A 23336-nucleotide genomic window follows, 5' to 3' on the forward strand; every position below is an offset into this window, starting at 1 on the left:
GGGAGGTGTCCCCGGACTCCGACTCCTCCGTCGCGTCGATCAGCAGCAGCCGTCCGTCGTTCGACGCGATCGCCAGCCGCTCGCCCTTCGGGTCCGAGACGAGTTCCAGGACGCGGCCCAGTTCGCCGGAGGCCAGCCGGCGCGGCTCGCGTTCGCCGCTGGCGCGCGGCAGATAGGCGATCTCGACGGCGTCCTCGCCCTCCGCGTCCGTCACGTACGCGACCTGACCGCCCGAGCCGAGCATCTCCGGGAGCCGGACGCGGACGCCCGGGGTGTCCGCGATCGTGCGCGCCGGGCCGTCGCGGTGCGTGAGCCAGTACAGGCTGCCGCGTACGACGACCGCGCTGGCCCGGCCCGTCTCGTCCACGGAGATCCCGTCGACGTGCTGCGCGGCCGGCACCTGGTACGTACGGCGTCCGGCGCGCGGCCCGCCGAGGCGTACGTCGAGACGGCGGGGGAGCGATTCGGGGGACAGGTCGTCGACGATCCACAGGTCGCCCGCGCACTGGTAGACGACCCGGGTGCCGTCGCTGGACGCGTGCCGGGCGTAGAAGGTGTCGTGGTCGGTGTGGCGGCGCAGGTCGGAGCCGTCGTGCAGACAGGAGTAGAGGTTGCCGATGCCCTCGTGGTCGGAGAGGAAGGCGATGCGGCCGCCGACGAACATCGGCGAATCCAGGTGTCCGTCGAGACCGGCGAGGATGCGCTGCCCGTGCAGCCAGAGGCGGCCGGTGGCGCCGCCGCGGTAGCGCTTCCAGGCGGCGGGCTCGTGCGGGGGCGTGCCGGTGAGCAGCAGGGTCAGACGCTCGCCCGCGAAGTCCTCGACCGCGATGTGGGAGACCGGGCCCCACGGGAGCTTGCCGCCGGGGCAGCCGTCGACCGGCACGCTGTAGGCCCAGGTGAAGTACGAGAAGGGCTCGCCGTGCGAGGCGACGGCGAGGATGTCGCCGTCGGGGGACCAGCCGCAGACCTGGGTGTCGGCGTTCCCCCAGTAGGTGAGCCGCCGGGCCGGACCGCCGTCCACCGGCGCCAGATGGATTTCCGGCACGAGGTTGCGCCAGGTCGTGTACGCGATGTGCCGGCCGTCGGGCGAGAAGCGCGGATGGCTCACCTTCGTACGGTCGACGGTCAGCCGCCAGGCGCGGCCGGGGGTGTCGAGGGGGGCCACCCAGAGGTCGTCCTCGGCCGCGAAGCACAGGCGGTCGCCGCTCAGGTGCGGGAAGCGCAGGTAGGCGGCGGAGCCCTGGCCCTCCCCGGTCGCCCCGTGGCCCGCGGCCCCTCCTGCCGGGGGCCCGTCTCCGGTCGCGTTCTCGTACTCGTCGCTCACCCACCCATGCTTTTCCGGTGGGCGGGGCCCGGCAACTCGTGGTCCGGCGGATCGGGTGCGCCGCGGCCCGGGTGAGGGGGCCGGTGGAGGAGGCCGGCGGGAGGCGAGTGGGGGACGCGAGCCGGGACGCCGATGGGGACGCGAGCGGGATCGCCGACGGGGACGCGAGCGGGGGCGCCGGTGAGAGATCGGTGAGAGGCCGGTGAGAAGTCGTGACGCAGCACACGTACGAAACGGTTTCGTTTCGCTTGGGGATGCGGTACCTTCATAGGCGTACGAGGTAGTTTCGTTTCGAGCGGAAGTGGTGAATGGGATGGCTGAGACAGCAACGACGCGTCGCAGCCGGATCACGCCCGAGCGCGAGGCCGAGCTGTACGAGGCCGTGCTCGACCTGCTCCGGGAGGTCGGTTACGACTCCCTGACCATGGACGCGGTCGCCACCCGCACCCGGTCCAGCAAGGCCACGCTCTACCGCCAGTGGGGCGGCAAGGCCGAACTGGTCGCGAGGGCGATCCGGCACCACAAGCCGGTCGACCCCTCCGCGATCGACACCGGGTCCCTGCGAGGCGACTTCCAGGCGCTGTCGCACCGCCAGGACGACTGCCGGATGGAACAGGACTCCGCGCTGATGCGAGTCCTGGGCACGGCGGCGCACACGAACCCCGAGCTGCTGACCGCCCTCCGCGAATGGCTGATCGAGCCCGAGACGGCGGAGATGCGGCGCATGGTGCAGCGCGCCGTCGACCGCGGTGAGGTCCGTGCGGACAACCCCGCGATCGACTACGTGATGCACATGATCATCGGCGCCTTCGTGGCGCGGACGCTGATCGACGAAGAGCCACCGACCCAGGCCTTCATCACCTCGTACATCAACGCTGTGGTGATCCCCGCCCTCAGCGCCTGATCCGATCCCCAGGTTCCTAGGGTTCTACGGCCCTGGATCCCCCGTGCCTCCCGCCCCGAGGCTCAACCCCCTTACGCACGACCCCAGTTGCACCTGACGCGACCGCTCACGTCGTCGGGCCGATGACTCACGCCCTGCCATCACCGACCTGACCGGGAGTACGCCCTCGTGGCCACGTTCCTCTACAACCTCGGCCGACTCGCCTTCCGGCGACGGCATTTCGTCGCACTGATATGGGTGGCGCTGCTGACGCTCGCGGGCGTCGGAGCGGCGAGCGCACCCGCCGCCGGAACCACCTCCTTCTCGATCCCCGGCACCGAGGCGCAGAAGGCCTTCGACCTGCTGGAACAGCGGTTCCCCGGCGCCAGCGCCGACGGAGCCACCGGACGCATCGTCTTCAAGGCGCCCGACGGCCAGAAGATGACGGACGCCGACAACAAGGCGACCGTCGCGAAGACCGTCAAGGAGCTGGGCGGCGGCACCGAGGTCGTCTCCGTCACCGACCCGTTCACGACGAACGCCGTGAGCAAGGACGGCACGGTCGCCTACACCTCGGTGAAGTACAAGGTCCCCGGCATGGAGCTCGCGGACTCGACCAGGGAGTCCCTGGAAGCCGCCGGTGACGACGCCCGGTCGGCCGGGCTGACCGTCGACGTCGGAGGCGACGCGCTGGAGGCGGGCGCCGAACCCGGAGCGGTCGGCGAGATCGTCGGCATCGCCATCGCCGCGGTCGTCCTCGTCATCACCCTGGGCTCGCTGGTCGCGGCCGGGCTGCCGCTGCTGACGGCGATCATCGGCGTGGGCATCGGCGTCTCCACCATCACCGTCCTCGCCAAGGCGCTCGACCTCGGCGACACCACCTCCACGCTCGCCCTGATGATCGGCCTCGCGGTCGGCATCGACTACGCGCTCTTCATCGTCTCCCGCTACCGGAACGAACTGGCCGAGGGCCGCGACCGGGAGGAGGCGGTGGGCCGCGCCACCGGCACCGCCGGCTCGGCCGTGGTCTTCGCGGGGCTCACGGTCGTGATCGCCCTCGCGGGCCTCGCCGTCGTCAACGTCCCGATGCTGACCAAGATGGGCCTCGCGGCGGCGGGCACGGTCGTCATCGCCGTCTTCATCGCGCTGACCATGATCCCGGCGATGCTCGGATACGCGGGCAAGAAGATCCGGCCCGCCGGTGAGAAGCGCAAGACGTCCGGCGTCGACACGTCCGAGAAGCGGGCCAAGCCCAACATGGGCACCCGCTGGGCGAGCTTCGTCATCCGCCGTCCGGTCGCCGTGCTGGTGCTCGGCGTGGTCGGTCTGGGCGCGATCGCCCTGCCCGCCACCCAGCTGGAACTGGGCCTGCCCGACGACGGCTCGCAGCCGACGTCCACCACGCAGCGCCGGGCGTACGACCTGCTGTCCGAGGGCTTCGGGCCCGGCTTCAACGGCCCGCTGATGATCGTGGTCGACGCCAAGGACAGCGACGACCCGACGGCCGCCTTCGGTGACGTGGCCGACGGGATCAAGGGACTCAAGGACGTCGTGACGGTCACCCCGCCGGCGCCCAACAAGGCCGGCGACACCGCGACGATCACCGTGATCCCGAACTCCAAGCCGTCCTCGACACAGACCGAGGACCTGGTCCACGCCATCCGTGACAAGGGTTCCGACTTCAAGGCCGACACGGACGCGGAGGTACTGGTCACCGGTACCACCGCGATGAACATCGACTTCTCGCAGAAGCTCAACGACGCGCTGGTCCCGTACCTGGCGCTGGTGGTCGGTCTCGCCTTCCTGCTCCTGATCGTGGTCTTCCGCTCCATCCTGGTCCCGCTGAAGGCGGCCCTCGGCTTCCTGCTCAGCGTGCTCGCCGCGCTCGGCGCGGTGGTCGCGGTCTTCCAGTGGGGCTGGTTCTCCGGCCTGATCGGTGTCGAGGAGACCGGCCCGATCATGTCGATGATGCCGATCTTCATGGTGGGCGTGGTCTTCGGTCTCGCGATGGACTACGAGGTGTTCCTCGTGACCCGCATGCGGGAGGCGTTCGTCCACGGAGAGTCGGCGAGCCAGGCCGTGGTGACCGGCTTCCGGCACAGCGCCCGGGTCGTGGTCGCCGCCGCGATCATCATGATGGCCGTCTTCGGAGGCTTCATCAGCTCCAGCGAGTCCATGATCAAGATGATCGGCTTCGGCCTCGCGATCGCCGTCTTCTTCGACGCCTTCGTCGTCCGTATGGCGATCGTCCCGGCGGTCCTCGCACTGCTCGGCAAGAAGGCCTGGTGGCTGCCGAAGTGGCTGGACCGCGCCCTGCCGAACGTCGACGTCGAGGGCGAGGGACTGCGGGCCCTCGACGACCGGCCGAAGGACTCGGGCTCCGGCTCCGACGAGGACCGGGAGCTGGTGCGCGCCTGAGGAACGGGATCCGGTACGGGACCGATGTGCGGCCGACGTGTGCGGCTGACGCGCAGGTGACGTGCCGGCTCCCGTGAAGGACCAGCCGGTGAGGGCTCCGTGGGGACGGGCGGCCCTCACCGGCTTCATGTGTGCCGCGGGTGTGCGCGGTACGCCGGGCCGGGGCGTTGTCAGTGGCGCGGTCTAGCGTTGGGGGCATGACGACTCTCTCCGAACGACCCCGTACGGCTCTGATGGTGATCGACGTCCAGAAGGGCGTCGTGGCCGACGCCCACCAGCGCGAGACGGTGGTCGCGAACATCGCCGCCCTCGTCGACACGGCACGCGCCCAGGGCGCCCCGGTCGTCTGGGTCCAGCACTCCGACGAGGGCCTGGAGAAGGGCAGCGAGGCCTGGGAGTACGTCGCCGAGCTGCCCCGCCGGGAATCCGAACCGCTGGTGCACAAGACGTACGGCGACTCCTTCGAGGGCACCGACCTGGAGGAGGTACTGGCCTCAGCCGGCGTCGGACACGTGGTGGTCACCGGCGCCCAGACGGACGCCTGCATCCGGTCCACGATCCACGGCGCGTTCGTACGGGGCTACGACGTGACGCTCGTCGGCGACGCCCACACGACGGAGGACCTGAGCCAGTGGGGTGCCCCGCCGCCCGAGCAGGTCATCGCGCACACGAACCTGTACTGGCAGGAGCAGTCGGCCCCGGAGCGCAAGGCCGGGGTGGTGGAGACGAAGGACGTGACGTTCGGCGGCTGAGCCAGGGCCTGCCCGACAATCCCTGATCCCTAGGGGCGGCGGCCCCGCGTGCTGACGACCGGCAGGGAGTTGACCACGAACGCCGGGTCCGCCAACAGGGCCTGGAAGGTGTCCAGTTCGGCGTCCGTGAGTCCCTCCGCCCGCAGCCGGCCGGCCATCTGCTGCGCGTTGACCCGGTGCAGGCCGATGCCCGTACCGCCACCCGCCCACGACTCCGCGTACGTCGTCGCCGTGACGTCCGCGAGACCGGCACCCAGCATCGCGCCGGGCACCCGGCTGCCCCACGCCGGGGCCAGGCCCGCCTTCTCCAGCTGGATCCGCAGGGCGGTGTGGACGCGTTCGAAGAGGGCGGCCGCCTCCTCGTCGGGGGCGGCCGGCACCGGCATCCACTGGGTGTCGAACTCCTCCAGCACCAGCCGGCCGCCCGGCCGCAGCGCCCCCGCGAGCCGCGCCAGGACGTCCAGCCGCTCCGGCAGGTGCTGCAGCACCAGCCGGGCGTGCACCAGGTCGTACCCGTCGGCGGGCAGCGGGTCCTGGACGATGTCGTGCCGCAGGAGGCGCACGTGCGACGGCCGGGGGCGGGACTCGGCCCGGCGGAGGTCGAGGTCCGTGATGGTGACCTCGCCGTCCGGGCCGACCTGTTCGCCGAGCCAGTCGCCCAGCGAGCCGCCCCCTCCGCCGGCCTCCAGGCACCGCCGGCCCCGGGCGATCCCGGTCAGCTCCACCTGGCGACGGGAGAAGGGGTCGTAGCAGGACTCCAGCGCGAAGAAGCGGCCCTGGGCCTGGTCGGCGCTGTTGTCGAACACACAGCGGGACATGGGGGAGGCCTCTTCTTCACGCACGGCGCTTCCTCGCACACGGCGGTTCCATCGTCACCGTCGCGGCGCCCGACGGCACGGCGGCAGGGAGGGACGGGTGACGTTCGCGCGGGGGCTTGCGGGGGCGCGCCGAGGCGGGGGAGTGCGCCGCCGTGGAACTCGTTCGCGTGTCCCGTACACCCACCGCTAGCGTGCCGTGCATGACGACGAGCGCAGCTGAAGAGTCCGGAGCACACCCCCGTTTCGCCGAAGCCCTGAGCGAGCTGGGTCTCGACGATCTGCACCCGAGGATCCGCCGCTTCCCGGACGGCGCCCGTACCGCCGTCGAGGCCGCCGAGGCGATCGGGTGCGAGCTGAGCCAGATCTGCAAGTCGCTGATCTTCGCGGCGGACGGCGTGCCGGTCCTGGTGCTGATGGACGGCGCGTCCCGGGTCGACGTCGAGCTCGTCCGCCGGGAGCTGGGCGCCGAGAAGGTCACCCGGGCCAGGGCGGAGCTGGTCAGGGAGACCACGGGGTACGCGATCGGTGGCGTACCGCCCTTCGGACACCGGACCAGGACCCGTGTCCTGGCGGACCGCTCGCTGCTGGACCACGAGACGGTGTGGGCCGCCGCGGGCACCCCGCACACCGTGTTCCCCATGGACCCGAAGACCCTGATCGCCCACGCGGGCGGCACCCTGGTGGACGTCCGCGAGCAGTCCGCGTGACCCCGCTGGTCACCGCCGCCGTCCTGCTCGCCGCGGTCACGCACGCGAGCTGGAACGCCATCGCCCACCAGATCACCGACAAGCTGGTCGGCTTCACGCTGATCGCGGGCGGCGGGATGCTGATCGGGCTCGCGATGGTGCCGTTCGTGCCGTTCCCGGCGGCGGGGGCGTGGCCGTATCTGATCGCCTCGGCGGTCATCCACGTCGTCTACTACGTGCTGCTGATGAAGTCCTTCCGGCTCGGCGACTTCGGCCAGGCGTACCCGATCGCGCGCGGGACCGCCCCGCTGGTCGTGACCGCCTTGGCCGCCGTCTTCGCCCACGAGGTCCCTGACGGGTGGGCGTCGGCGGGCATCGCGGTCTCCTGCGCCGGGCTGACCGGCGTCGCGCTGTGGGGCCTGCGCGGACGCCGGCCCAACTGGGCCGCGATCGGCGCCGCGCTGGCGACGGGCCTGTCCATCGCCGCGTACACGGTCGTCGACGGCCTCGGCGTACGCGCCTCCGGCTCCTCCCTCTCCTACATCGCCTGGCTGATGGCCGTGGAGGGCGTGGCGGTCCCGGCATACGCCCTGTACCGCTGGCGCGGAGACCTGCTCACCGTCCTACGCCCCTTCGCCGCCGTCGGCCTCCTGGGCGCGGCCCTCTCCGTCGCGGCGTACGGCCTGGTCCTCTGGGCCCAGACGAAGGCGGAACTGGCCCCGATCGCGGCGCTGCGGGAGTCGTCGATCATCGTCGGCGCGGCGATAGGAGCGGTGTTCTTCAAGGAGCGGTTCGGCGCACCACGCATCGCTGCCGCGGGGCTGTTGGTCGTGGGCATCGGCTTGATGCTCCACGCCGCGTGAGCCTGCGGTGCCGTGGGGCGGGCCGGGCTTGGCGTGAACCTGCGGCCCGGCGGGGGCTGGTCGCGCAGTTCCCCGCGCCCCTGAGGGGGTGGGTGTCCGGCGTTCCGAGTTGGCCGCGGGCCGGACTGGGCTGAGCGCGCAGTTCCCCGCGCCCCCAAAAGACCCGGGGCCCAACCCCGCCTCCAGACCTCCAGGGCCGCGAGCAACTGCGCGCTCGGCACCCACCGACCCGCAGCAATTCCACGACACGAGCCCCCTCTCACCCAGGGGCGCGAGGAACTGCGCGCCAAGCCCCCATCGGCCCGCAGCCAACCCACAACACGAGCCCCACCCACCTAGGGGCGCGGGGAACTGCGCGATCAGCCCAATGCGGCCCGCAGACAACACCGGACCGCCAGTGGCACCCCCTACAACTACAACGAGGCCCTGAGGCCTCGAACCAGCGCCTGCGCCCGCGCATCCGCCGTCACCGTCTTGCTGAAGCCGTTCGTGACGTAGCCGAAGGCGATGCCCGACTCGGGGTCGGCGAAGCCGAGGGACCCGCCGCGGCCCGGGTGGCCGAAGGAACCGGCGTCCAGGAAGGGCGAGGCCGAGCCATGGAGCATGTAGCCGAGGCCGAAGCGGGTGTTGATCACGAGGACCCGGTCCAGGCCCGCGGACTCCTCGGCCCGGGCCGCCGCCAGCGTTCGGGGAGTGAACAGCCGCACCCCGCCGTCCACCTCGCCCACCAGGGACGCATAGAAGCGGGCCAGCCCCTCCGCCGTGGCGATCCCGTTCGTCGCGGGAAGCGCGGCCGCCCGGTACGCCGGATCGTTCTGGTCGGGAAACGGAGTGATCGCGGCGAAGGCCCGACGGGTCAGGGAGGCCGGATCGTCGTACGCCTCGGCGACCGACCGCTTCGGACGCGACCGCAGCCCCCCGGCGTTCCCCGGCGCCTCGACCCGGCCGGCCCGACCCACCCGCCCCGCCTCCGCGGCGGGCAGCCCGACCCACAGATCCGCGCCCACCGGCCCGGCGATCTCCTCGGCGATCCAGTCCCCGACGCCACGCCCGGTGACGCGCCGCACCAGTTCGCCGAGCAGCCAGCCGTACGTCAGCGCGTGGTAGCCGTGATCGGTGCCCGGCTCCCACACGAGGGCCTGGCGCGCGACCGCCTCGGCTCCGCGGAGGGGGTCCAGCGCCTCCTCGGGGGTCAACGGCCGGTCCAGGACGGGCAGTCCGGCCCGGTGCGACAGCACGTGCCGTACGAGCACCCGCTCCTTGCCCACCGCCTTGAACTCGGGCCAGTAATCACCCACCGGAGCGTCCAGGTCCAGCAGCCCGCGCTGGTGCAGCAGAAGGAGCGCGGCCGCGGCGACGCCCTTGGTCGCCGAGCGCACGATCTGGGCGGTGCCGCGCTCCCAGGACGCCGAGTCCGCCGTACCGTCGACGTCCTTCGTGCCGGCCCACAGGTCCACGACCCGGTGCCCGTCCCGGTACACGGTGACGGCCGCACCCCGGTCCCCGAGCACCTCGAAGTTCCGTACGAACGCTTCCCTGACCGGCTCGAAGCCCTTGGCCACAGTGCCGTTCACGTCCACGTCCACGCCCGTGCTCCGTCCAGTCCTGTCGTGTCCTGTCCCGCCCCGCAAACAGTCGGTGCAACACCCACCCACTGCCCGCGATTCCTGAGAATCGTCGGACAGGCCTAGCCCAACAGAATCGTGACCTCGATGTTGCCGCGTGTCGCGTTCGAGTACGGGCAGACCTGGTGGGCGGCGTCCACGAGCTTGGACGCGACGTCCTGGTCGAGGACGGGCAGCGAGACGCTCAGGGCGACCGCGAGGCCGTACCCGCGCTGCTTGTTGGGGCCGATTCCGACCTTCGCCGCGACCGTCGAACCGGACAGGTCGAAGCCCTCGCGGCGGCCGACCAGGACCAGCGCGTTGTGGAAGCAGGAGCTGAAGCCGGCCGCGAAGAGCTGCTCCGGATTGGTGCCGTCACCGTCGCCGCCAAGGGCCGGAGGCATCGCGACCTTCAGCTCCAGCTGGCCGTCCTGGCTGGTCACATACCCTTCGCGGCCCCCGTGTGCGGTGGCCTCGGCCACGTACATGATCTTCGTGGGACGGCTGTCGAGGTCAACAGCGGCGTCGGTCATGGATCGCCTCACCCCCAGGCACGCGAGAACGCGGAATCAGAGTCCAGAAACAGAGTGCACAAACACATCGCACACAATGTATCCACCGATTCCGGCCACTTATTACTTGGGGGTAGAAACCGCCGGTAACATCGAGGTCAGCCGCCGGAGGTCCGCGCGCAGCCGCTCCACCTCGGCCGCCGTCAGCCGCGTCCCGGCCAGCAGCGCCGACGGCACGCACTCCGCGCGCTCCCGCAGCTCCTCGCCCCGCCCGGTGACCGCGACCAGCACCGACCGCTCGTCCAGCGCGGAGCGCTCCCGGCGGACAAGACCGGCCGACTCCAGGCGTTTGAGCAGCGGCGACATGGTCCCGTAGTCGAGCCGCAGGGTCCCGGCCAGCTCCTTGACGGTGAGTTCGCCGCGCTCCCACAGGACGAGCATGACCAGGTACTGCGGATAGGTGAGCCCGAGCGCTTCGAGCAGCGGACGGTACGCGCCGGTCACGGCACGCTGGGCCGCGTACAGCGCGAAGCACAACTGGTCGTCGAGCAGCAGTGAACCGCCCGGCGCGCTCTCGCCGGGTGAACCCGCCGTCGCAACCTCTTCGGGCGAACCTTCTTCGGGCGAACCCTCTTCGTTCGTCACGCGCCCATTGTCACGCGCCCATGGTCACCGAGCGCGGGTCGAAGCCGAACGGCAACTCCAGACGGTGCTCCCGCATCAGTTCGTCGTCCGACAAAAGCTCGCCGGTCCTGCCGTCCGCCGCGATCACGCCGTCGCTGAGGATCAGGGCCCGCGGGCACAGTTCGAGGGCGTACGGCAGATCGTGCGTGACCATGAGCACGGTCACGTCCAACGACCGCAGGATGTCGGCGAGTTCGCGCCGCGAGGCGGGGTCGAGGTTGGACGACGGCTCGTCGAGGACCAGGATCTCCGGCTCCATCGCGAGGACGGTCGCGACCGCCACCCGGCGCCGCTGCCCGAAGGAGAGGTGGTGCGGCGGGCGGTCGGCGAAGGCATCCATCCCGACCCGCTCCAGCGCGGTGCGCACCCGCGCCTCCAGCTCGGGCCCCTTGAGCCCGGCGGCCGCGGGCCCGAAGGCCACGTCCTCGCGCACGCTCGGCATGAACAGCTGGTCGTCCGGGTCCTGGAAGACGATGCCGACCTTCCGCCGGATCTCCGCCATGTGCTTCCGCCCGACGGGCAGCCCGGCCACCGTCACGGTCCCGGCGCCGCCGGTCAGGATGCCGTTGAGATGCAGTACGAGGGTCGTCTTGCCGGCGCCGTTCGGGCCGAGCAGCGCCACGCGCTCGCCGCGGCCGACGGTGAAGCCGACGCCGAACAGGGCCTGATGGCCGTCGGGGTACGCGAAGGCGAGTCCGGAGACTTCGAGCGAAGGTGCGGTCACAGGGGTCACGGAGGAGGTGGTCACAGAGTCCATCCCAACAGACACACGACGAGGGCGGCGGACGGCAGGGCGAGCGCGTACGACCACTGCGTCCGGGACGCGGTCACCTCGTCGATGACCGGCATCGAACCGGCGTACCCCCGGCTGACCATGGCGAGATGCACCCGCTCCCCGCGTTCGTACGAGCGGATGAAGAGCGCGCCCGCGGACTTGGCGAGGACGCCCCAGGAGCGGACACCGCGGGCCTCGAAGCCGCGCGACTCCCGTGCGATCCTCATCCGCCGCATCTCGTCCGCGATGACGTCCCCGTAACGGATCATGAAGGACGCGATCTGTACGAGGAGCGGCGGCAGCTTCAACCGCTGGAGCCCCAGCAGCAGTTCACGCAGTTCGGTCGTCGAGGCGAGCAGCACGGACGCGGCGACGCCGAGCGTGCCCTTGGCCAGCACGTTCCAGGCGCCCCACAGCCCGTTCACGCTCAACGACAGGCCGAGTACGTCCACCCGCTCGCCCTGCGCCACGAACGGCATCAGCACCGCGAAGGCCACGAACGGCACCTCGATCAGCAGCCGCTTCAGCAGGAAGCCGGCCGGGACGCGGGCCGCGTACGCGACGGTCGCCAGCAGTAGCGCGTACAGCCCGAAGGCCCACATCGCCTCGCGCGGGGTCGACACGACGACCAGCACGAAGGCGAAGACGGCGGCCAGTTTGGTGTGCGGCGGCAGGGCGTGCACGGGCGAGTGCCCGTGCCGGTAGAGCCGGTGCGCGTGTCCTGCGCCCATGTCAGACGGATTCCCCTACCTGCGAGGGCGAGGTCTCGGACGTACGACGCTTGCGTACGGCCCAGAAGACGCCGGTGCCCGCGACGACGGTGACGCCCACGCCGATCATGCCCGCGAGGCCGCCGGAGATCCGGGAGTTCGTGAGGCCCTCGACGCCGTAGTCGGCGAGCGGGGAGTCGGCGGCGGCGTGGTCCTCGACCTTGGCGTCGATGCCCTTGTCGGCGGCGACCCTCTCCAGGCCGTCGGGGTTCGCGGAGGCGTAGAAGCTGACGAAGCCCGCGAGGACGAGGGAGGCGGCGAGGCCCGCAAGCCACACCGGGCGCTGGGACCGGGCGGCGACCGGGACGGGCTCCGCGGCGGGCGTGTCCACCAGCTTCCCGCCGACCCGCAGCTTCAGCGGCGCGGTCAGACCGCGGGCCCCGTACACGAGGTCCGGTCGTACGGCGATGACGGCGCCGACCGTGAGCGCGGTGATCGCGGCCTCACCGATGCCGATCAGGGTATGGACGCCGACCATGGCGGTGAGGACCTGCCCGATCGGGACGTCCGTGGTGCCGCCGATCGCGTAGACGAGAGTGAAGGCCGCGGCGGCGGCCGGCACGGAGAGCATGGCGGCCACGAACGCAGAGACGGTAATGGACCGACGCTTCTTGGGCAGAAGTTTTACAAGACCGCGGAAGACGGTGTACGCCACCACCGTCGTGACCACCGCCATGACGGTGATGTTCACGCCGAGCGCGGTGAGCCCGCCGTCCGCGAAGAGGATGCCCTGCATGAGGAGCACGACCGAGACACAGAGGACCCCGGTGAAGGGGCCCACGAGTATCGCGGCCAGCGCGCCTCCGAGCAGATGTCCGCTGGTCCCGGCCGCGACCGGGAAGTTGAGCATCTGCACGGCGAAGATGAAGGCGGCGACGAGACCCGCGAGCGGGGCGGTGCGCTCGTCCAGTTCGCGCCGGGCGCCGCGCAGGCTCACGGCGACTGCCGCCGCGGCGACCACTCCGGTGGCCACCGAGACGGGGGCGTTGATGAAACCGTCGGGGACGTGCATGAGGGCTCCGCTTCCGGGGGCAGGCCAGCTGTCTATAACCGTTCGATGATAGTGGCTTAATGCGAACAGCTTGCAAGAGCGAGGTGACCTCGAATAATCCAGAAGCGCATTTCGGAAAATATGCGACATTGGAGAGGAAGCAGCTCAAACACGGAGCAGCTCACAGAGGGAGCGATCGATGTCCGCCGTCGAGCAGTACGCGCGCGCCCACATCGTGACGGACGCGGCGCAGGATCCGCCCGCCGTCCCGGTGGCCCTTCGATACGACCCAGAGGCCGACCCCCGACGGGTGCACATCATGCTGCCCGGCCATCACGAGTGGGTGTTCGCCCGCGACCTGCTCGAACAGGGGCTACGGGCTCCGGCCGCCGCCGGTGACGTACGCATCTGGCCGTGCGGGCGGGTGCAGGCCGTCATGGAGTTCCACTCGCCGAAGGGAGTGGACGTCGTGCAGTTCGAATCGAAGACGCTGATCCGCTTCCTGCGGCGTACGTACACGGCTACGCCGGTCAGCAGCTGACGGGAACGCTCCGCTGGGGTGCGGCTTCTCGTCTGCGGGTCCGTTGTGGCTGGGCGCGCAGTTCCCCGCGCCCCTTTGGGGCGCGGCCCTGGTCGCAGGTTCTCAGCTGCCTGCCTTCAGCAGTGCTGCCACGATCGGGCCGGCCGTTTCGCCGCCGTGGCCGCCCTGCTGGACCATGCCCGCGGCCGCGAGGTCGCCCTTCCAGGCGGTGAACCAGCCGTTGGGCTTCTTCTGGCCGTCGACCTCCGCTGAGCCGGTCTTGGCGCCGAAGTCCGGGCCGAGACCGGCCATGGCGTCCGCCGCCGTGCCGGCCGCCGCCGTGTACTGGAGGAGCTCCTTGAGCTGGGCCGTCGTGTCGGCGGACAGCGAGCGGGACGCCTTCGCGAGGGTGCGCTTGTCGACCGTCGGGGACACCAGGTAGGGCTGGCGGAAGGTGCCCGTCTTGGCGGTGGCGACGACCGAGGCCATGTTCAGCGGGTTCATCCGGACCCCGCCCTGGCCGATCAGGGAGGCCGCCATCTGGGCCTGCGACTGGACCGGCACCGAGCCGTCGAAGGTCGGCACCCCGGTGGCCCAGTTGTCCATGCCGAGCCCGAACACCTGCTGGGCCTGCTTGGTCAGGTCGTCGTCGCTCAGCTTCTTGGCCTGGCTGATGAAGGCCGTGTTGCAGGAGCGCGCGAAGCTCGCCTTGAACGTGCCGCCCTTGATCTCGAACTTGTCGTTGTTCTGGAACTTCCAGCCGCCGTACGTCGAGTACTTGGGGCAGGGGTGTTCCTTGTTCGTCGACGCGAGCCCCTTGTCGATGAGCAGCGACGCCGTGATGATCTTCATCGTCGAGCCGGGGGCCAGGGAGCCCTGGAAGGCGGTGTTGAAACCGTGGCCGGCGTTCGCGACGGCCAGGATCTCGCCGGTGGACGGCCGGATGACGACGGCCGAGGACTTGGCCTTCTTGGCCACCTGCTGCTCGGCGGTCGCCTGGAGGCCCGGGCTGAGCGTCGTACGGACCGTGCCCGGGGTGCCCTTGCTCAGCTCTACCAGCGTCTTGTCGGGGGTCTCGTCGGAACCGGACCCCTTGGCGTCCTTCGACTCGGCCTCGGCCTTGGCGCGGATCACCCGCAGCTCGATGCCGGCCTTGCCGCCCGCCGTCTTGCCGAACTTCTCCCGCAGGCCGTCGAGGACCGTGCCCAGGGAGGGGTACTTGGCGGTGGTCAGCTCGCCGCCGTCCCGGTCGAGCGCCTTCACCGGCGGCGTCCCGGCCTCCCCGGTGACCAGCTTGTCGCCGTCCTTCAGATCCGGGTGCACGACCGCCGAGTGCCAGTCGACCAGCGGCTTGCCGTCCTTGGCGCGACGGACGACGGTGAGCTCGGACTCGTACGCGAGGGGCTTGGTCAGGCCGCCCTTGTACGCGACCGTGCCCTTGACGGCGAACGGGACGGCGTCACCGGAGCGCTTCTTGGCGGTGAGCGTCACATCCTTGATGTACGCCTCCTTGCCGTAGCCGGTGAGGAGGGTGCGGGCCGCCGCCGTGTCGTTCGTGGCGGCCGCGGCGGTCGTGACGTCGCCGCTCTGCCAGGCCGTGAGGAACGCCGTGGCCGTCGACTTCACCTCCGTCGCCGACAGCGGGCCCTTCTTCACGGGCTTCGCGTCGGAGGCCGAGCTCGAATCGTCGGCCGCCGCCCCGCCCCCGTACAGGGCGTACACACCGAACCCCGCGCCGCCCACGACAACGGCGATCATCCCGCCGATGACGGCGGGTTTCGTCCTGTTGCGCTCAGGCGCGCGCCTTCTGTTCCCCACGGCTTCCGTTCCTTCGCTGCTTCCCCGGATACCTCACGGTCCCCTACAAGAACGAGAGTCACCACCTTAGAGTCCCGCCCTGTGAGGGTGAGTTCGGACACCTGTGAACCGGCGTCCTCTCGGGTTCAGCCCCCCGCCCGCAGGACCTGGGCCACGATCGGGCCTGCCGCGTCGCCGCCGTGGCCGCCTTCCTCCGTCATGGCCGCGGCCGCGACGTCGTTGCGGAAGCCGGTGAACCAGCTGTCGGAGGTCTTCTGGCCGTCGACCTCGGAGGAGCCGGTCTTGGCGCCGATGTCTCCGCCGAGCCCGCGCATGGCCTCCTGCGCGGTGCCGCCGGTCGCGGTGAGCCGCATCATCTGCTTCAGCTGGGCGGCGGTGCCGCTCGACAGGCCGCGTGCGGTGGCCAGTTGGCGGTTGTCGAGCTTCGGCGACACGAGGTAGGGCTGCCGGAACGTGCCCGTGATCGCGGTCGACGTGACCGACGCCATGTTCAGCGGGTTCATCTGGACCTCTCCCTGGCCGATCGCGTTGGCCGCGCGGTTCGGGCCGCCGGACGCGGGGACGCTGCCGTCGAAGGAGACGATGCCCGTCTTCCAGTCCTTGCCCAGGCCGAACCGCTCCTGGGCCTCGGTCGTCAGCGACTCGTCCGTGAGCGGGTTCCCCTCGGTGCCGTCGATGAGCTTCACGAAGGCCGTGTTGCACGAGCGCATGAAGCTGTTGGCGAGCGTGGCGCCCTCGTTGGGCTCCATGCCCGTGAGGTTCTTGAACGTCTGGCTCTGCCAGGTCGCGGTCGGCGGGCAGGGCGCCGGGCCGTTCATCGAGGCCACGCCGTTGTCGATGAGCGTCGCCGCGGTGATGATCTTCATCGTGGAGCCGGGCGCGACCTCGCCCTGGAACGCCGCGTTGAACGCGTCCCCGCGGTGGTTCGCGACCGCCAGCACCTGCCCGGTGCTCGGCTGCACGGCGACCACCGACGACTCCGCGAACCGCTTGACCGCCTTCTCCGCCGCCGCCTGCACGTTCGCGCTGAGCGTCGTGCGCAGCTTGCCCGCCTCGCCCTTGGCGAGGGTCACCAGCGAGGTGTCTCCCGCGCTCTCGCTCTCGTGCCGGATCGCGAGTTCGACACCGGGCGTGCCGCCGGCCTTGTCGCCGTACCTCTCGCGCAGCGTGTCCAGGACGGGGCCCAGGGACGGGTACTTCTCCTTGGTCAGGACGACGCCGTTCCGGTCCACGGCCTCGATGGGCGGGCTCGCGGCCTCGCCCGTGACCAGGGTGTCGCCGGTCTTCAGCTCCGGGTGCACGACGGACGGCTGCCAGTCGACCAGCGCCTTGCCCGTGGTCTTCCCGCGCACGACGGTCAGTTCGCTCTCATACGCGAGGGGCTTGCTCTTCCCCTCGTACGACACCGTCGCCGACACCGAGAAGGGCACGGTCGTGCCCGCCGGCGTACCGGGCGTGATCTTCACCTTGGTGATGTGTGCCTGGCCGCCGTAGGCGACCAGCAGGGGCCTGGCGGCCTGCGCGTTGTTCGTCTCCGCCGCGGCCGTGGCCGCGTCGCCCTTCTTCCAGGCCGCGAAGAACTTCTTGCTGGTCTCCTCGACCTCGTCCCCCGACGGCGGCCCGGTCTTCTTCTCCGCCGTGGTCCCGGCCGAGCCGCTGTCGCCGCTGACCGCGCTGACTATGTTGTACGCGCCGTACCCGGCGCCCCCCACCATCACAGCGAACACCCCGCCCACAATGGCGGCCTTGGCCCCGTTGCGCATCGCGCGTTCCCCTCCCCGTCCCCGTTCCCCGTGAACCTTTCTGAACGCGTTCAGAAAGGTGTCCATGCTGGCACTGTATGCGGGAGGAGTGACGGCTGGGGCGGCAGTGCCCAGAAGTTGACCGAACAGAGACGACGGCTCCAGTGCGGTTCACATATGCGACCGTCTGTGACTGTCTGCGCCTGTCCGCGCGCCCCTCGGGAACGGTCGACGCCGACGGAAAACCAATCACAAAAAGACGGAGTTCGTCACCGCGTTCTCAATATCGGATCAGCATTCTTTTTGCTGTTCGCTGATTCCTTCGGTGTGTTTGAGTGTCGTCGCTTCGCACCGAAAATGAGGGGGACGAGTGGGGTATTCGCGCGGGATTACAGAAGTCCAAGTGAGCAAGGGCGCCCTGTGGGTGGCTTCGGACACCTATCCGTTGCGCAACATCGCCAGGACGTCGATGCGGGAAATCGTGCCCGACTACGGCAAGGCCAAGGCCGAGTTCGTGAAGAAGCTGGTGCTCCAGCTGATCCTGGTGTTCGCGGGGCTGGGGCTGATGTCGGCGTCGGTCTTCTTCGGGTTCCTGCTGCTGATCGTAGGTGCCGGGCTGATCGCCCGCGACTATCAGCGGCTCCAGAAGGTCCTGAAGGCTCCGACGCTGTACGTACTGCAGATCACGACGTCGGGGTCCCCGCAGACCGCACTGACAAGTGACGACAAGGGACTGATGGACAAGATTTTCCACCAGCTCATGGAGGCGATGGATAACCCGGAAATCCAGTTCCGCTACGAAATGCCGACCTACAACATCAACGGCGACAGCATCTACCAGTTCGGCGACCACAACACGGGGCAGGTGATCGCATGACCGGCGACAGCGTCATGCAGTTCGGCAACTTCAACATCGGAATGGTCAAGAGCCAGGGCCCGGTGGACCAGCGAGCGGCCCACGAGCAGATGATCAACGCGGTACTGGCCATCCGCTCGCACGTCTCCGAGCCGGACCGCACAGCGATCGACGACTCCCTGGGCATCATCGACACCGACGGCCCGGTGGACCGCCAACGCTTCCGCCAGGCCCTCGGCGCGATTGGCGGGATCGCGGCGTTGCTGGGGGCTACGGGGGCGCCGGTGATCGAGTCGATCGGCAAGGTGATGGAGGCGTTCGGCCTGAGCTAGTCACAGGCCCCGGCCTCAGACGTACACAGTGCTCCTGCCCCATCACAAACGGGCCAGGAGCACTGCCGTGCCGTCTCCACCTATGGCGTCAGACCCACGTATCCAGCCACATCCGTGACCGCCAGCTGTCGATCGGGATGGCCTCTCCGGTGTAGATCGGCCAGAAATAGATGAAGTTCCAGGCGATCAGCAGGACCAGGACTCCCGCCGTGGCCGCGCCGATGACGCGGCGGCGTTCTGTGGAGCCGGGGGGGCCGAGGACGGCGCCGATCATCATGGCGACGGCCAGGCAGAGGAAGGGGAGGAAGACGACGGCGTAGAAGAAGAAGATCGTGCGTTCCTGGTAGAGGAACCAGGGGAGGTAGCCGGCCACGACGCCGCAGGCGATCGCGCCCGCGCGCCAGTCGCGGCGGAAGAGCCAGCGCCACAGGACGTAGAGGACCGCGAAGGCCGCCGCCCACCAGAGCATGGGCGTGCCGAGGGCGAGGACCTCGCGGGCGCACTTCTCGCCCGCGTCCGTCGGGCAGCCGTCCTTGCCGGGCAGCGGCGACTCGTAGAAGTACGAGACCGGGCGGCCGTTGACGATCCAGCTCCACGGGTTCGACTGGTACGTGTGCGGGGAGTGCAGGCCGACGTGGAAGTCGTACACCTGGGTCTCGTAGTGCCACAGGCTGCGCCACCAGTCGGGGAACAGCCAGGACCAGTCGCTGGTGCGGCCGTCGGCCGTGGCCCAGTCCCGGTAGTAGCCGCCCTTGCCGTTGGTGGCGGAGAGGAACCAACCCGTCCACGACACGATGTACGTGGCGATCGCCACCGGGACCGTGGAGAGGAACGCCCAGCCCACGTCGTGCTTGAGGACCGCCAGGTGGGGGCGGCGGGCGCCCGCGACCCGGCGGGAGCCGACGTCCCACAGGACCGTCAGCAGGCCGAACGCGACCAGGAAGTACAGGCCGTTCCACTTCGTGCCGATGGCGAGGCCGATCAGCAGACCCGCCGCCAGGCGCCAGGGGCGGCGGCCCAGGAGCGTTTCCTCCGCGATGCGCGCGTCCGGGCGCACGAGACCGTCGGCGTCCGGTGGGAGCGCGGCGGCGAGGCGTTCTCGGACCTTGTCGCGGTCGATGAGCAGAGCGCCGAAGGCCGCCAGGACGAAGAACATCAGCACCTGGTCGAGCAGCGCGGTGCGGCTCATCACGAAGTGCAGGCCGTCGACGGCCATCAGCGCGCCCGCCAGGCAGCCCAGGAACGTCGAGCGGAAGATCCTGCGGCCGATCCGGCACAGCATCAGCACCGACAGCGTGCCGAGCAGCGCCGTCATGAACCGCCAGCCGAACGGGGTGAACCCGAACATCCACTCGCCGAGCCCGATGACGTACTTGCCGACGGGCGGATGTACGACGTAGGCGGCGTCCGTCGGGATCTTGACGTCGCCGCCGTTCTGCAGGATCAGCTCGTTGGCGTTCTTCGCCCAGTTGACCTCGTACCCGCGGTGGATGAGCGCCCAGGCGTCCTTGGCGTAGTACGTCTCGTCGAATATCACCGCCTTCGGGCTGCCGAGGTTCCAGAACCGCATCACGCCCGCGATCAGCGTGACGACCAGCGGGCCGCCCCACGCCGACCAGCGGACGAGGCGTTCGGCGGCCTCCTGGCGGAGCCCGATCGCCGCCCACAGCCGGGGGCCGGGCTCGGTGTACGCGGGCACCAGGCGTTCGCGGACATCGCTTCTTGGCGGGGCCGTGTAGCCGAACCGGCGCAGCCGTTGTTGCCACGACGGCCGCTGGTCTTCGACGCCCTGTCCCTGCCGGGTGTCCGTGGAGGACGCGGTACTGGTCACCGCGCCATCGTAGGGAACAGGTCTGTGCGAGTCGCGTGGGCCGCCCCTGCGAGGATGGAACCGTGACAGGAACCCTTGTACTCGCAGGCACGCCCATCGGGGATATCGCGGACGCACCGCCCCGGCTGACGGCCGAGTTGGCGGGGGCCGACGTCATCGCCGCCGAGGACACGCGGCGGCTGCGGCGGCTCACGCAGGCGCTGGACGTACAGCCGTCCGGGCGGGTCGTCTCGTACTTCGAGGGGAACGAGACCGCGCGTACGCCCGAGCTGGTCGAGGCGCTGGTGGGCGGGGCGCGCGTGCTGCTCGTGACGGACGCCGGGATGCCGTCGGTGTCCGACCCCGGGTACCGGCTGGTCGCCGCCGCCGTGGAGAAGGACATCAAGGTCACGGCCGTCCCGGGGCCCTCCGCGGTGCTCACCGCGCTCGCACTGTCCGGGCTGCCCGTCGACCGGTTCTGCTTCGAGGGATTCCTGCCGCGGAAGGCCGGCGAGCGGCTGTCGCGGCTGCGGGAGAACGAGCACGAGCGGCGCACGCTCGTCTACTTCGAGGCACCGCACCGGCTCGACGACACCCTCGCCGCGATGGCCGAGGTGTTCGGGAGCGAACGGCGGGCGGCCGTCTGCCGCGAACTGACCAAGACGTACGAGGAGGTCAAGCGCGGGCCGCTGGGCGAACTCGCCGTCTGGGCCGCCGAAGGGGTGCGCGGCGAGATCACCGTCGTCGTGGAGGGTGCCTCGGAGACCGTCGAGTCGCTCGACGCCGAGGAACTGGTGCGCAGGGTGCGGGTGCGCGAGGAGGCGGGGGAGCGGCGCAAGGAGGCCATCGCCGCCGTCGCCGCCGACGCGGGGCTGCCCAAGCGCGAGGTCTTCGACGCGGTCGTCGCGGCGAAGAACGCGACACGCCCGAATCCCTGAGCCCGGGAGCGGGCAGCCGCGTCCGAATCCCTGAGCCCGGGAGCGGGCAGCCGCGTCCGAATCCCTGAGCCCGGGAGTGGACAGCCGCGTCCGAATCCCTGAGCCCGGGAGTGGACAGCCGCGTCCGAATTCCCGAGCGGGACCCCGTTCCCGACCCCATGAGCGGGCAAAGGACGATCGCGAAAAGCAAAGCTCAGACCGTGTTCTGAGGGTGCTCCGACAAGGAAAGGCCAAGACGGCTCCAACACTCGACAGGTCTGGTGCGCTTCGGCCTGCGGAAGCGTCCACTGGTTACAGGACGCACCCGTCCTCGTCCAGCGGACAAGAGGAGCTGGCATGAGTGAGATCGCAGGTCAGACCGGGCAGATCACTGGAGATCCTGGCCACCGCACCACGGCGACCGACATAGTCCACGAGTCGTACTCCTTCGCCTGCATGCGCTGCGGGCACGGCTGGGAGCAGTCGTACGAGATCGAGCACCACCTCGACGCCGAGGGCACCGAATTCGTCATGTACGTGGCCGACGGCCGGGTCGTGCCGTCGCCGCTGAGCCGGCCCAGCTGTCTGAACTGCGACGGCCATGTCGTCCGCATCATGCGCGCGGGACAGGTCTCCTCGGCGCAGAACTCGCTGCGCCACCCGACGCCCGTACGGCCGCGGAAGGCCCCGGACGCCGAGAACCCGGAGACGGCGGAGAACGCGGAGCCGTCAGCGGGCGAGGAGCGCCACCACTGGCACCTCTCCGATCTGCTGCACCCGTTCCACCACCGCAAGGCGAGCTGATCCTCCGGATTGCCGCCCGATGCCGGGCCCCACGTCCAGCGGCCTCCCCCCGCCTCCCGGACCGTGGGGCCCGGCATCGCCCTTCCCGAGACCTCCGGGGACCTCCCGAGACCTCCCGGGGCCCCCTTCGCCGGATCGGGCTTCGTAGGATCGGGGCATGCCTTCCAACGCCGAAGCCCCGCCCCCGCCGACCCCGCTCCGGGTGCCGGTCGCCGACTCGCACACCCACCTCGACATGCAGTCAGGCACGGTCGAGGAGGGCCTCGCCAAGGCCGCGTCGGCCGGTGTGACCACGGTCGTCCAGGTGGGCTGCGACGTGAAGGGCTCGCGCTGGGCCGCCCAGACCGCCCTCGACCACGAGGCCGTCCACGCGACCGTCGCGCTGCACCCGAACGAGGCCCCCCGGATCGTGCACGGCGACCCTGGGGGCACCTCCCAGCCCCCTGGGGCTGGGGGAGGCTGGTCCCGGCAGGGCGCGCGGCAGCCCGGTGGCGACGGCGCGCTGGACGAGGCGCTCGCCGAGATCGACCGGCTCGCGGCCCTTCCACAGGTCAAGGGCGTCGGCGAGACCGGCCTCGACTACTTCCGCACCGGCCCCGAGGGCAAGGCCGCCCAGGAGCGGTCCTTCCGCGCCCACATCGAGATCGCCAAGCGGCACGGCAAGGCGCTGGTCATCCACGACCGCGACGCCCACGCCGACGTACTGCGGGTCCTGAAGGAGGAGGGCGCCCCCGAGCGGACCGTCTTCCACTGCTACTCCGGCGACGCCGCCATGGCGGAGATCTGCGCCCGCGCCGGCTACTACATGTCGTTCGCCGGGAACATGACCTTCAAGAACGCCCAGCCGCTGCGCGACGCCCTCGCCGTGGCCCCGCTCGAACTGGTCCTCGTCGAGACCGACGCGCCCTTCCTGACCCCCGCGCCGTACCGCGGACGGCCCAACGCCCCGTATCTCATTCCGGTCACGGTCCGCGCCATGGCCGCCGTGCGGGGTCTGGACGAGGACGCGCTGGCGACGGCGATCTCGGCGAACACGGCCCGTGCGTTCGATTTCTGAGCCGTAACGACAGGGCCCGCTCAGGGGGTCCGGCCGGGGGACACCTCGCGACACAGCGTAGTCGCGCTGCTTTGGAGAGTGACGAACGCTCCGCTAGGTTCCTCTGGCCCGATCCGGATCGGATCCCTGGAGCGTGTCGTAGTGAGCAATTCGCAGTACGAGACGTATGGCCCGGCGTACGAGATCCCTGAGCCGTACGGTCACGGCAACGGTCAGCCGGACACGTACCGGCCCGCATACGAGGACTACGGGGACGTGGGCGGGGGCGGGGGAGCGAGCGGGGGCGGCGGCCAGTACGCCCCCGAGGGCCGGCGCGGGCCGGAGGCTCCGACGCTTCCCCGGCAGATTCCGCCACGCTGGAGATGCCGCTGCCCGGTGGCCGTGCCGAGGCCCGGCGGGC

21 protein-coding genes and 2 pseudogenes are annotated in these 23336 nt (G+C 70.6%); 12 read left to right on the forward strand and 11 right to left on the reverse strand.

What is annotated here, in order from left to right:
* Positions 1–1225 (reverse strand): annotated as a pseudogene (locus O3Q52_RS21925) (peptidase S41); the annotation flags it as partial.
* Between the two features lie 412 nt (positions 1226–1637).
* Between O3Q52_RS21925 and O3Q52_RS21930 the strand changes: the two are divergent.
* The 3 genes from O3Q52_RS21930 to O3Q52_RS21940 all read left to right on the forward strand — a co-directional run bounded on the left by O3Q52_RS21930 (position 1638) and on the right by O3Q52_RS21940 (position 5377).
* Positions 1638–2228 (forward strand): TetR/AcrR family transcriptional regulator, encoded by a 591-nt coding sequence (locus tag O3Q52_RS21930; RefSeq protein ID WP_266759835.1) that lies wholly within the window; start codon positions 1638–1640, stop codon positions 2226–2228.
* A gap of 168 nt (positions 2229–2396) precedes the next feature.
* Positions 2397–4625 (forward strand): MMPL family transporter, encoded by a 2229-nt coding sequence (locus O3Q52_RS21935; protein ID WP_269650478.1) that lies wholly within the window; start codon positions 2397–2399, stop codon positions 4623–4625.
* Positions 4626–4822: 197 nt separating this feature from the next.
* Entirely contained in the window at positions 4823–5377 is a 555-nt protein-coding gene (locus tag O3Q52_RS21940) for a cysteine hydrolase family protein (protein ID WP_269650479.1), read from the forward strand.
* 29 nt (positions 5378–5406) lie between these two features.
* On the opposite strand, the gene O3Q52_RS21945 is transcribed toward O3Q52_RS21940, so the two are convergent.
* A complete protein-coding gene (locus O3Q52_RS21945; protein WP_269650480.1) occupies positions 5407–6219 on the reverse strand; it encodes a trans-aconitate 2-methyltransferase in 813 nt (270 codons plus the stop codon).
* 176 nt (positions 6220–6395) lie between these two features.
* Between O3Q52_RS21945 and O3Q52_RS21950 the strand changes: the two genes are divergently transcribed.
* Both O3Q52_RS21950 and O3Q52_RS21955 read left to right on the forward strand, forming a co-directional pair.
* Entirely contained in the window at positions 6396–6902 is a 507-nt protein-coding gene (locus tag O3Q52_RS21950; RefSeq protein WP_269650481.1) for a YbaK/EbsC family protein, read from the forward strand.
* Positions 6899–7744, forward strand: coding sequence for a DMT family transporter (locus tag O3Q52_RS21955; protein WP_269650482.1), 846 nt, complete (start codon positions 6899–6901; stop codon positions 7742–7744). The genes O3Q52_RS21950 and O3Q52_RS21955 overlap by 4 nt, the downstream gene beginning before the upstream one ends.
* A 413-nt stretch (positions 7745–8157) precedes the next feature.
* On the opposite strand, the gene O3Q52_RS21960 is transcribed toward O3Q52_RS21955, so the two are convergent.
* The 6 genes from O3Q52_RS21960 to O3Q52_RS21985 form a co-directional block, all read right to left on the reverse strand.
* Positions 8158–9324: a serine hydrolase domain-containing protein gene (locus O3Q52_RS21960; protein ID WP_269650495.1), complete on the reverse strand. Its 1167-nt coding sequence runs from the start codon at positions 9322–9324 to the stop codon at positions 8158–8160.
* Positions 9325–9431: 107 nt separating this feature from the next.
* Complete coding sequence (locus O3Q52_RS21965; RefSeq protein WP_269650483.1) at positions 9432–9881, reverse strand: organic hydroperoxide resistance protein; 450 nt, start codon at positions 9879–9881, stop codon at positions 9432–9434.
* Positions 9882–9983: 102 nt separating this feature from the next.
* Positions 9984–10415, reverse strand: coding sequence for a MarR family winged helix-turn-helix transcriptional regulator (locus tag O3Q52_RS21970; RefSeq protein WP_269650496.1), 432 nt, complete (start codon positions 10413–10415; stop codon positions 9984–9986).
* Between the two features lie 100 nt (positions 10416–10515).
* Complete coding sequence (locus O3Q52_RS21975) at positions 10516–11301, reverse strand: energy-coupling factor ABC transporter ATP-binding protein (RefSeq protein WP_269650484.1); 786 nt, start codon at positions 11299–11301, stop codon at positions 10516–10518.
* Positions 11289–12050, reverse strand: coding sequence for a cobalt ECF transporter T component CbiQ (gene cbiQ, locus O3Q52_RS21980; RefSeq protein WP_269650485.1), 762 nt, complete (start codon positions 12048–12050; stop codon positions 11289–11291). Before cbiQ ends, O3Q52_RS21975 begins: the two co-directional genes overlap by 13 nt.
* Before the next feature lies 1 nt (position 12051).
* Positions 12052–13101 (reverse strand): energy-coupling factor ABC transporter permease, encoded by a 1050-nt coding sequence (locus tag O3Q52_RS21985; RefSeq protein ID WP_269650486.1) that lies wholly within the window; start codon positions 13099–13101, stop codon positions 12052–12054.
* Between the two features lie 178 nt (positions 13102–13279).
* On the opposite strand from O3Q52_RS21985, the gene O3Q52_RS21990 reads away from it, so the two are divergent.
* Entirely contained in the window at positions 13280–13621 is a 342-nt protein-coding gene (locus tag O3Q52_RS21990) for an SsgA family sporulation/cell division regulator (protein ID WP_055616939.1), read from the forward strand.
* A gap of 102 nt (positions 13622–13723) precedes the next feature.
* On the opposite strand, the gene O3Q52_RS21995 is transcribed toward O3Q52_RS21990, so the two are convergent.
* On the reverse strand, positions 13724–15418 hold the full coding sequence (locus O3Q52_RS21995) for a penicillin-binding transpeptidase domain-containing protein (RefSeq protein WP_269650487.1): 1695 nt from the start codon (positions 15416–15418) through the stop codon (positions 13724–13726).
* Between the two features lie 125 nt (positions 15419–15543).
* Positions 15544–17181: a penicillin-binding transpeptidase domain-containing protein gene (locus tag O3Q52_RS22000; protein ID WP_269650488.1), complete on the reverse strand. Its 1638-nt coding sequence runs from the start codon at positions 17179–17181 to the stop codon at positions 15544–15546.
* A gap of 382 nt (positions 17182–17563) precedes the next feature.
* Here O3Q52_RS22000 and O3Q52_RS22005 point away from each other — a divergent pair, with 382 nt between their 5' ends.
* Together O3Q52_RS22005 and O3Q52_RS22010 are read left to right on the forward strand one after the other, a co-directional pair.
* Positions 17564–18037 carry a DUF6232 family protein gene (locus O3Q52_RS22005; RefSeq protein ID WP_269650489.1) on the forward strand — a complete coding sequence of 158 codons (474 nt, stop codon included), beginning with the start codon at positions 17564–17566 and terminating at the stop codon, positions 18035–18037.
* Positions 18034–18348: a hypothetical protein gene (locus O3Q52_RS22010; protein ID WP_269650490.1), complete on the forward strand. Its 315-nt coding sequence runs from the start codon at positions 18034–18036 to the stop codon at positions 18346–18348. The genes O3Q52_RS22005 and O3Q52_RS22010 overlap by 4 nt, the downstream gene beginning before the upstream one ends.
* 88 nt (positions 18349–18436) lie before the next feature.
* Here the strand turns inward: O3Q52_RS22010 and O3Q52_RS22015 are convergent, their stop codons facing one another.
* Positions 18437–20179, reverse strand: coding sequence for a dolichyl-phosphate-mannose--protein mannosyltransferase (locus O3Q52_RS22015; RefSeq protein WP_269650491.1), 1743 nt, complete (start codon positions 20177–20179; stop codon positions 18437–18439).
* Positions 20180–20241: 62 nt separating this feature from the next.
* On the opposite strand from O3Q52_RS22015, the gene rsmI reads away from it, so the two are divergent.
* The 4 genes and pseudogenes from rsmI to O3Q52_RS22035 all read left to right on the forward strand — a co-directional run.
* Positions 20242–21096, forward strand: a complete 855-nt coding sequence (gene rsmI, locus O3Q52_RS22020; RefSeq protein WP_269650492.1) for a 16S rRNA (cytidine(1402)-2'-O)-methyltransferase — start codon at positions 20242–20244, stop codon at positions 21094–21096.
* A gap of 336 nt (positions 21097–21432) precedes the next feature.
* Positions 21433–21879 carry a hypothetical protein gene (locus tag O3Q52_RS22025; protein ID WP_269650493.1) on the forward strand — a complete coding sequence of 149 codons (447 nt, stop codon included), beginning with the start codon at positions 21433–21435 and terminating at the stop codon, positions 21877–21879.
* Positions 21880–22036: 157 nt separating this feature from the next.
* Positions 22037–22936: a TatD family hydrolase gene (locus O3Q52_RS22030; RefSeq protein WP_269650494.1), complete on the forward strand. Its 900-nt coding sequence runs from the start codon at positions 22037–22039 to the stop codon at positions 22934–22936.
* A 141-nt stretch (positions 22937–23077) separates the two neighbouring features.
* A pseudogene (locus tag O3Q52_RS22035) lies at positions 23078–23336 on the forward strand (hypothetical protein); the annotation flags it as partial.

Source organism: Streptomyces sp. ActVer, assembly GCF_027270795.1.
Lineage (GTDB): Bacteria > Actinomycetota > Actinomycetes > Streptomycetales > Streptomycetaceae > Streptomyces > Streptomyces umbrinus_A.

Excerpts from the sequence above, each read along its gene's own strand:
- O3Q52_RS22010 (WP_269650490.1), top strand. The coding sequence starts at position 18,034 with ATGACCGGCGACAGCGTCATGCAGTTCGGCAACTTCAACATCGGAATG.
- cbiQ (WP_269650485.1), bottom strand. The coding sequence starts at position 12,050 with ATGGGCGCAGGACACGCGCACCGGCTCTACCGGCACGGGCACTCGCCC.
- O3Q52_RS21990 (WP_055616939.1), top strand. The coding sequence starts at position 13,280 with ATGTCCGCCGTCGAGCAGTACGCGCGCGCCCACATCGTGACGGACGCG.
- O3Q52_RS22025 (WP_269650493.1), top strand. The coding sequence starts at position 21,433 with ATGAGTGAGATCGCAGGTCAGACCGGGCAGATCACTGGAGATCCTGGC.
- O3Q52_RS21930 (WP_266759835.1), top strand. The coding sequence starts at position 1,638 with ATGGCTGAGACAGCAACGACGCGTCGCAGCCGGATCACGCCCGAGCGC.
- O3Q52_RS21975 (WP_269650484.1), bottom strand. The coding sequence starts at position 11,301 with ATGGACTCTGTGACCACCTCCTCCGTGACCCCTGTGACCGCACCTTCG.
- O3Q52_RS21950 (WP_269650481.1), top strand. The coding sequence starts at position 6,396 with ATGACGACGAGCGCAGCTGAAGAGTCCGGAGCACACCCCCGTTTCGCC.
- O3Q52_RS21985 (WP_269650486.1), bottom strand. The coding sequence starts at position 13,101 with ATGCACGTCCCCGACGGTTTCATCAACGCCCCCGTCTCGGTGGCCACC.
- O3Q52_RS21940 (WP_269650479.1), top strand. The coding sequence starts at position 4,823 with ATGACGACTCTCTCCGAACGACCCCGTACGGCTCTGATGGTGATCGAC.
- O3Q52_RS21965 (WP_269650483.1), bottom strand. The coding sequence starts at position 9,881 with ATGACCGACGCCGCTGTTGACCTCGACAGCCGTCCCACGAAGATCATG.
- O3Q52_RS22030 (WP_269650494.1), top strand. The coding sequence starts at position 22,037 with ATGCCTTCCAACGCCGAAGCCCCGCCCCCGCCGACCCCGCTCCGGGTG.
- O3Q52_RS22000 (WP_269650488.1), bottom strand. The coding sequence starts at position 17,181 with ATGCGCAACGGGGCCAAGGCCGCCATTGTGGGCGGGGTGTTCGCTGTG.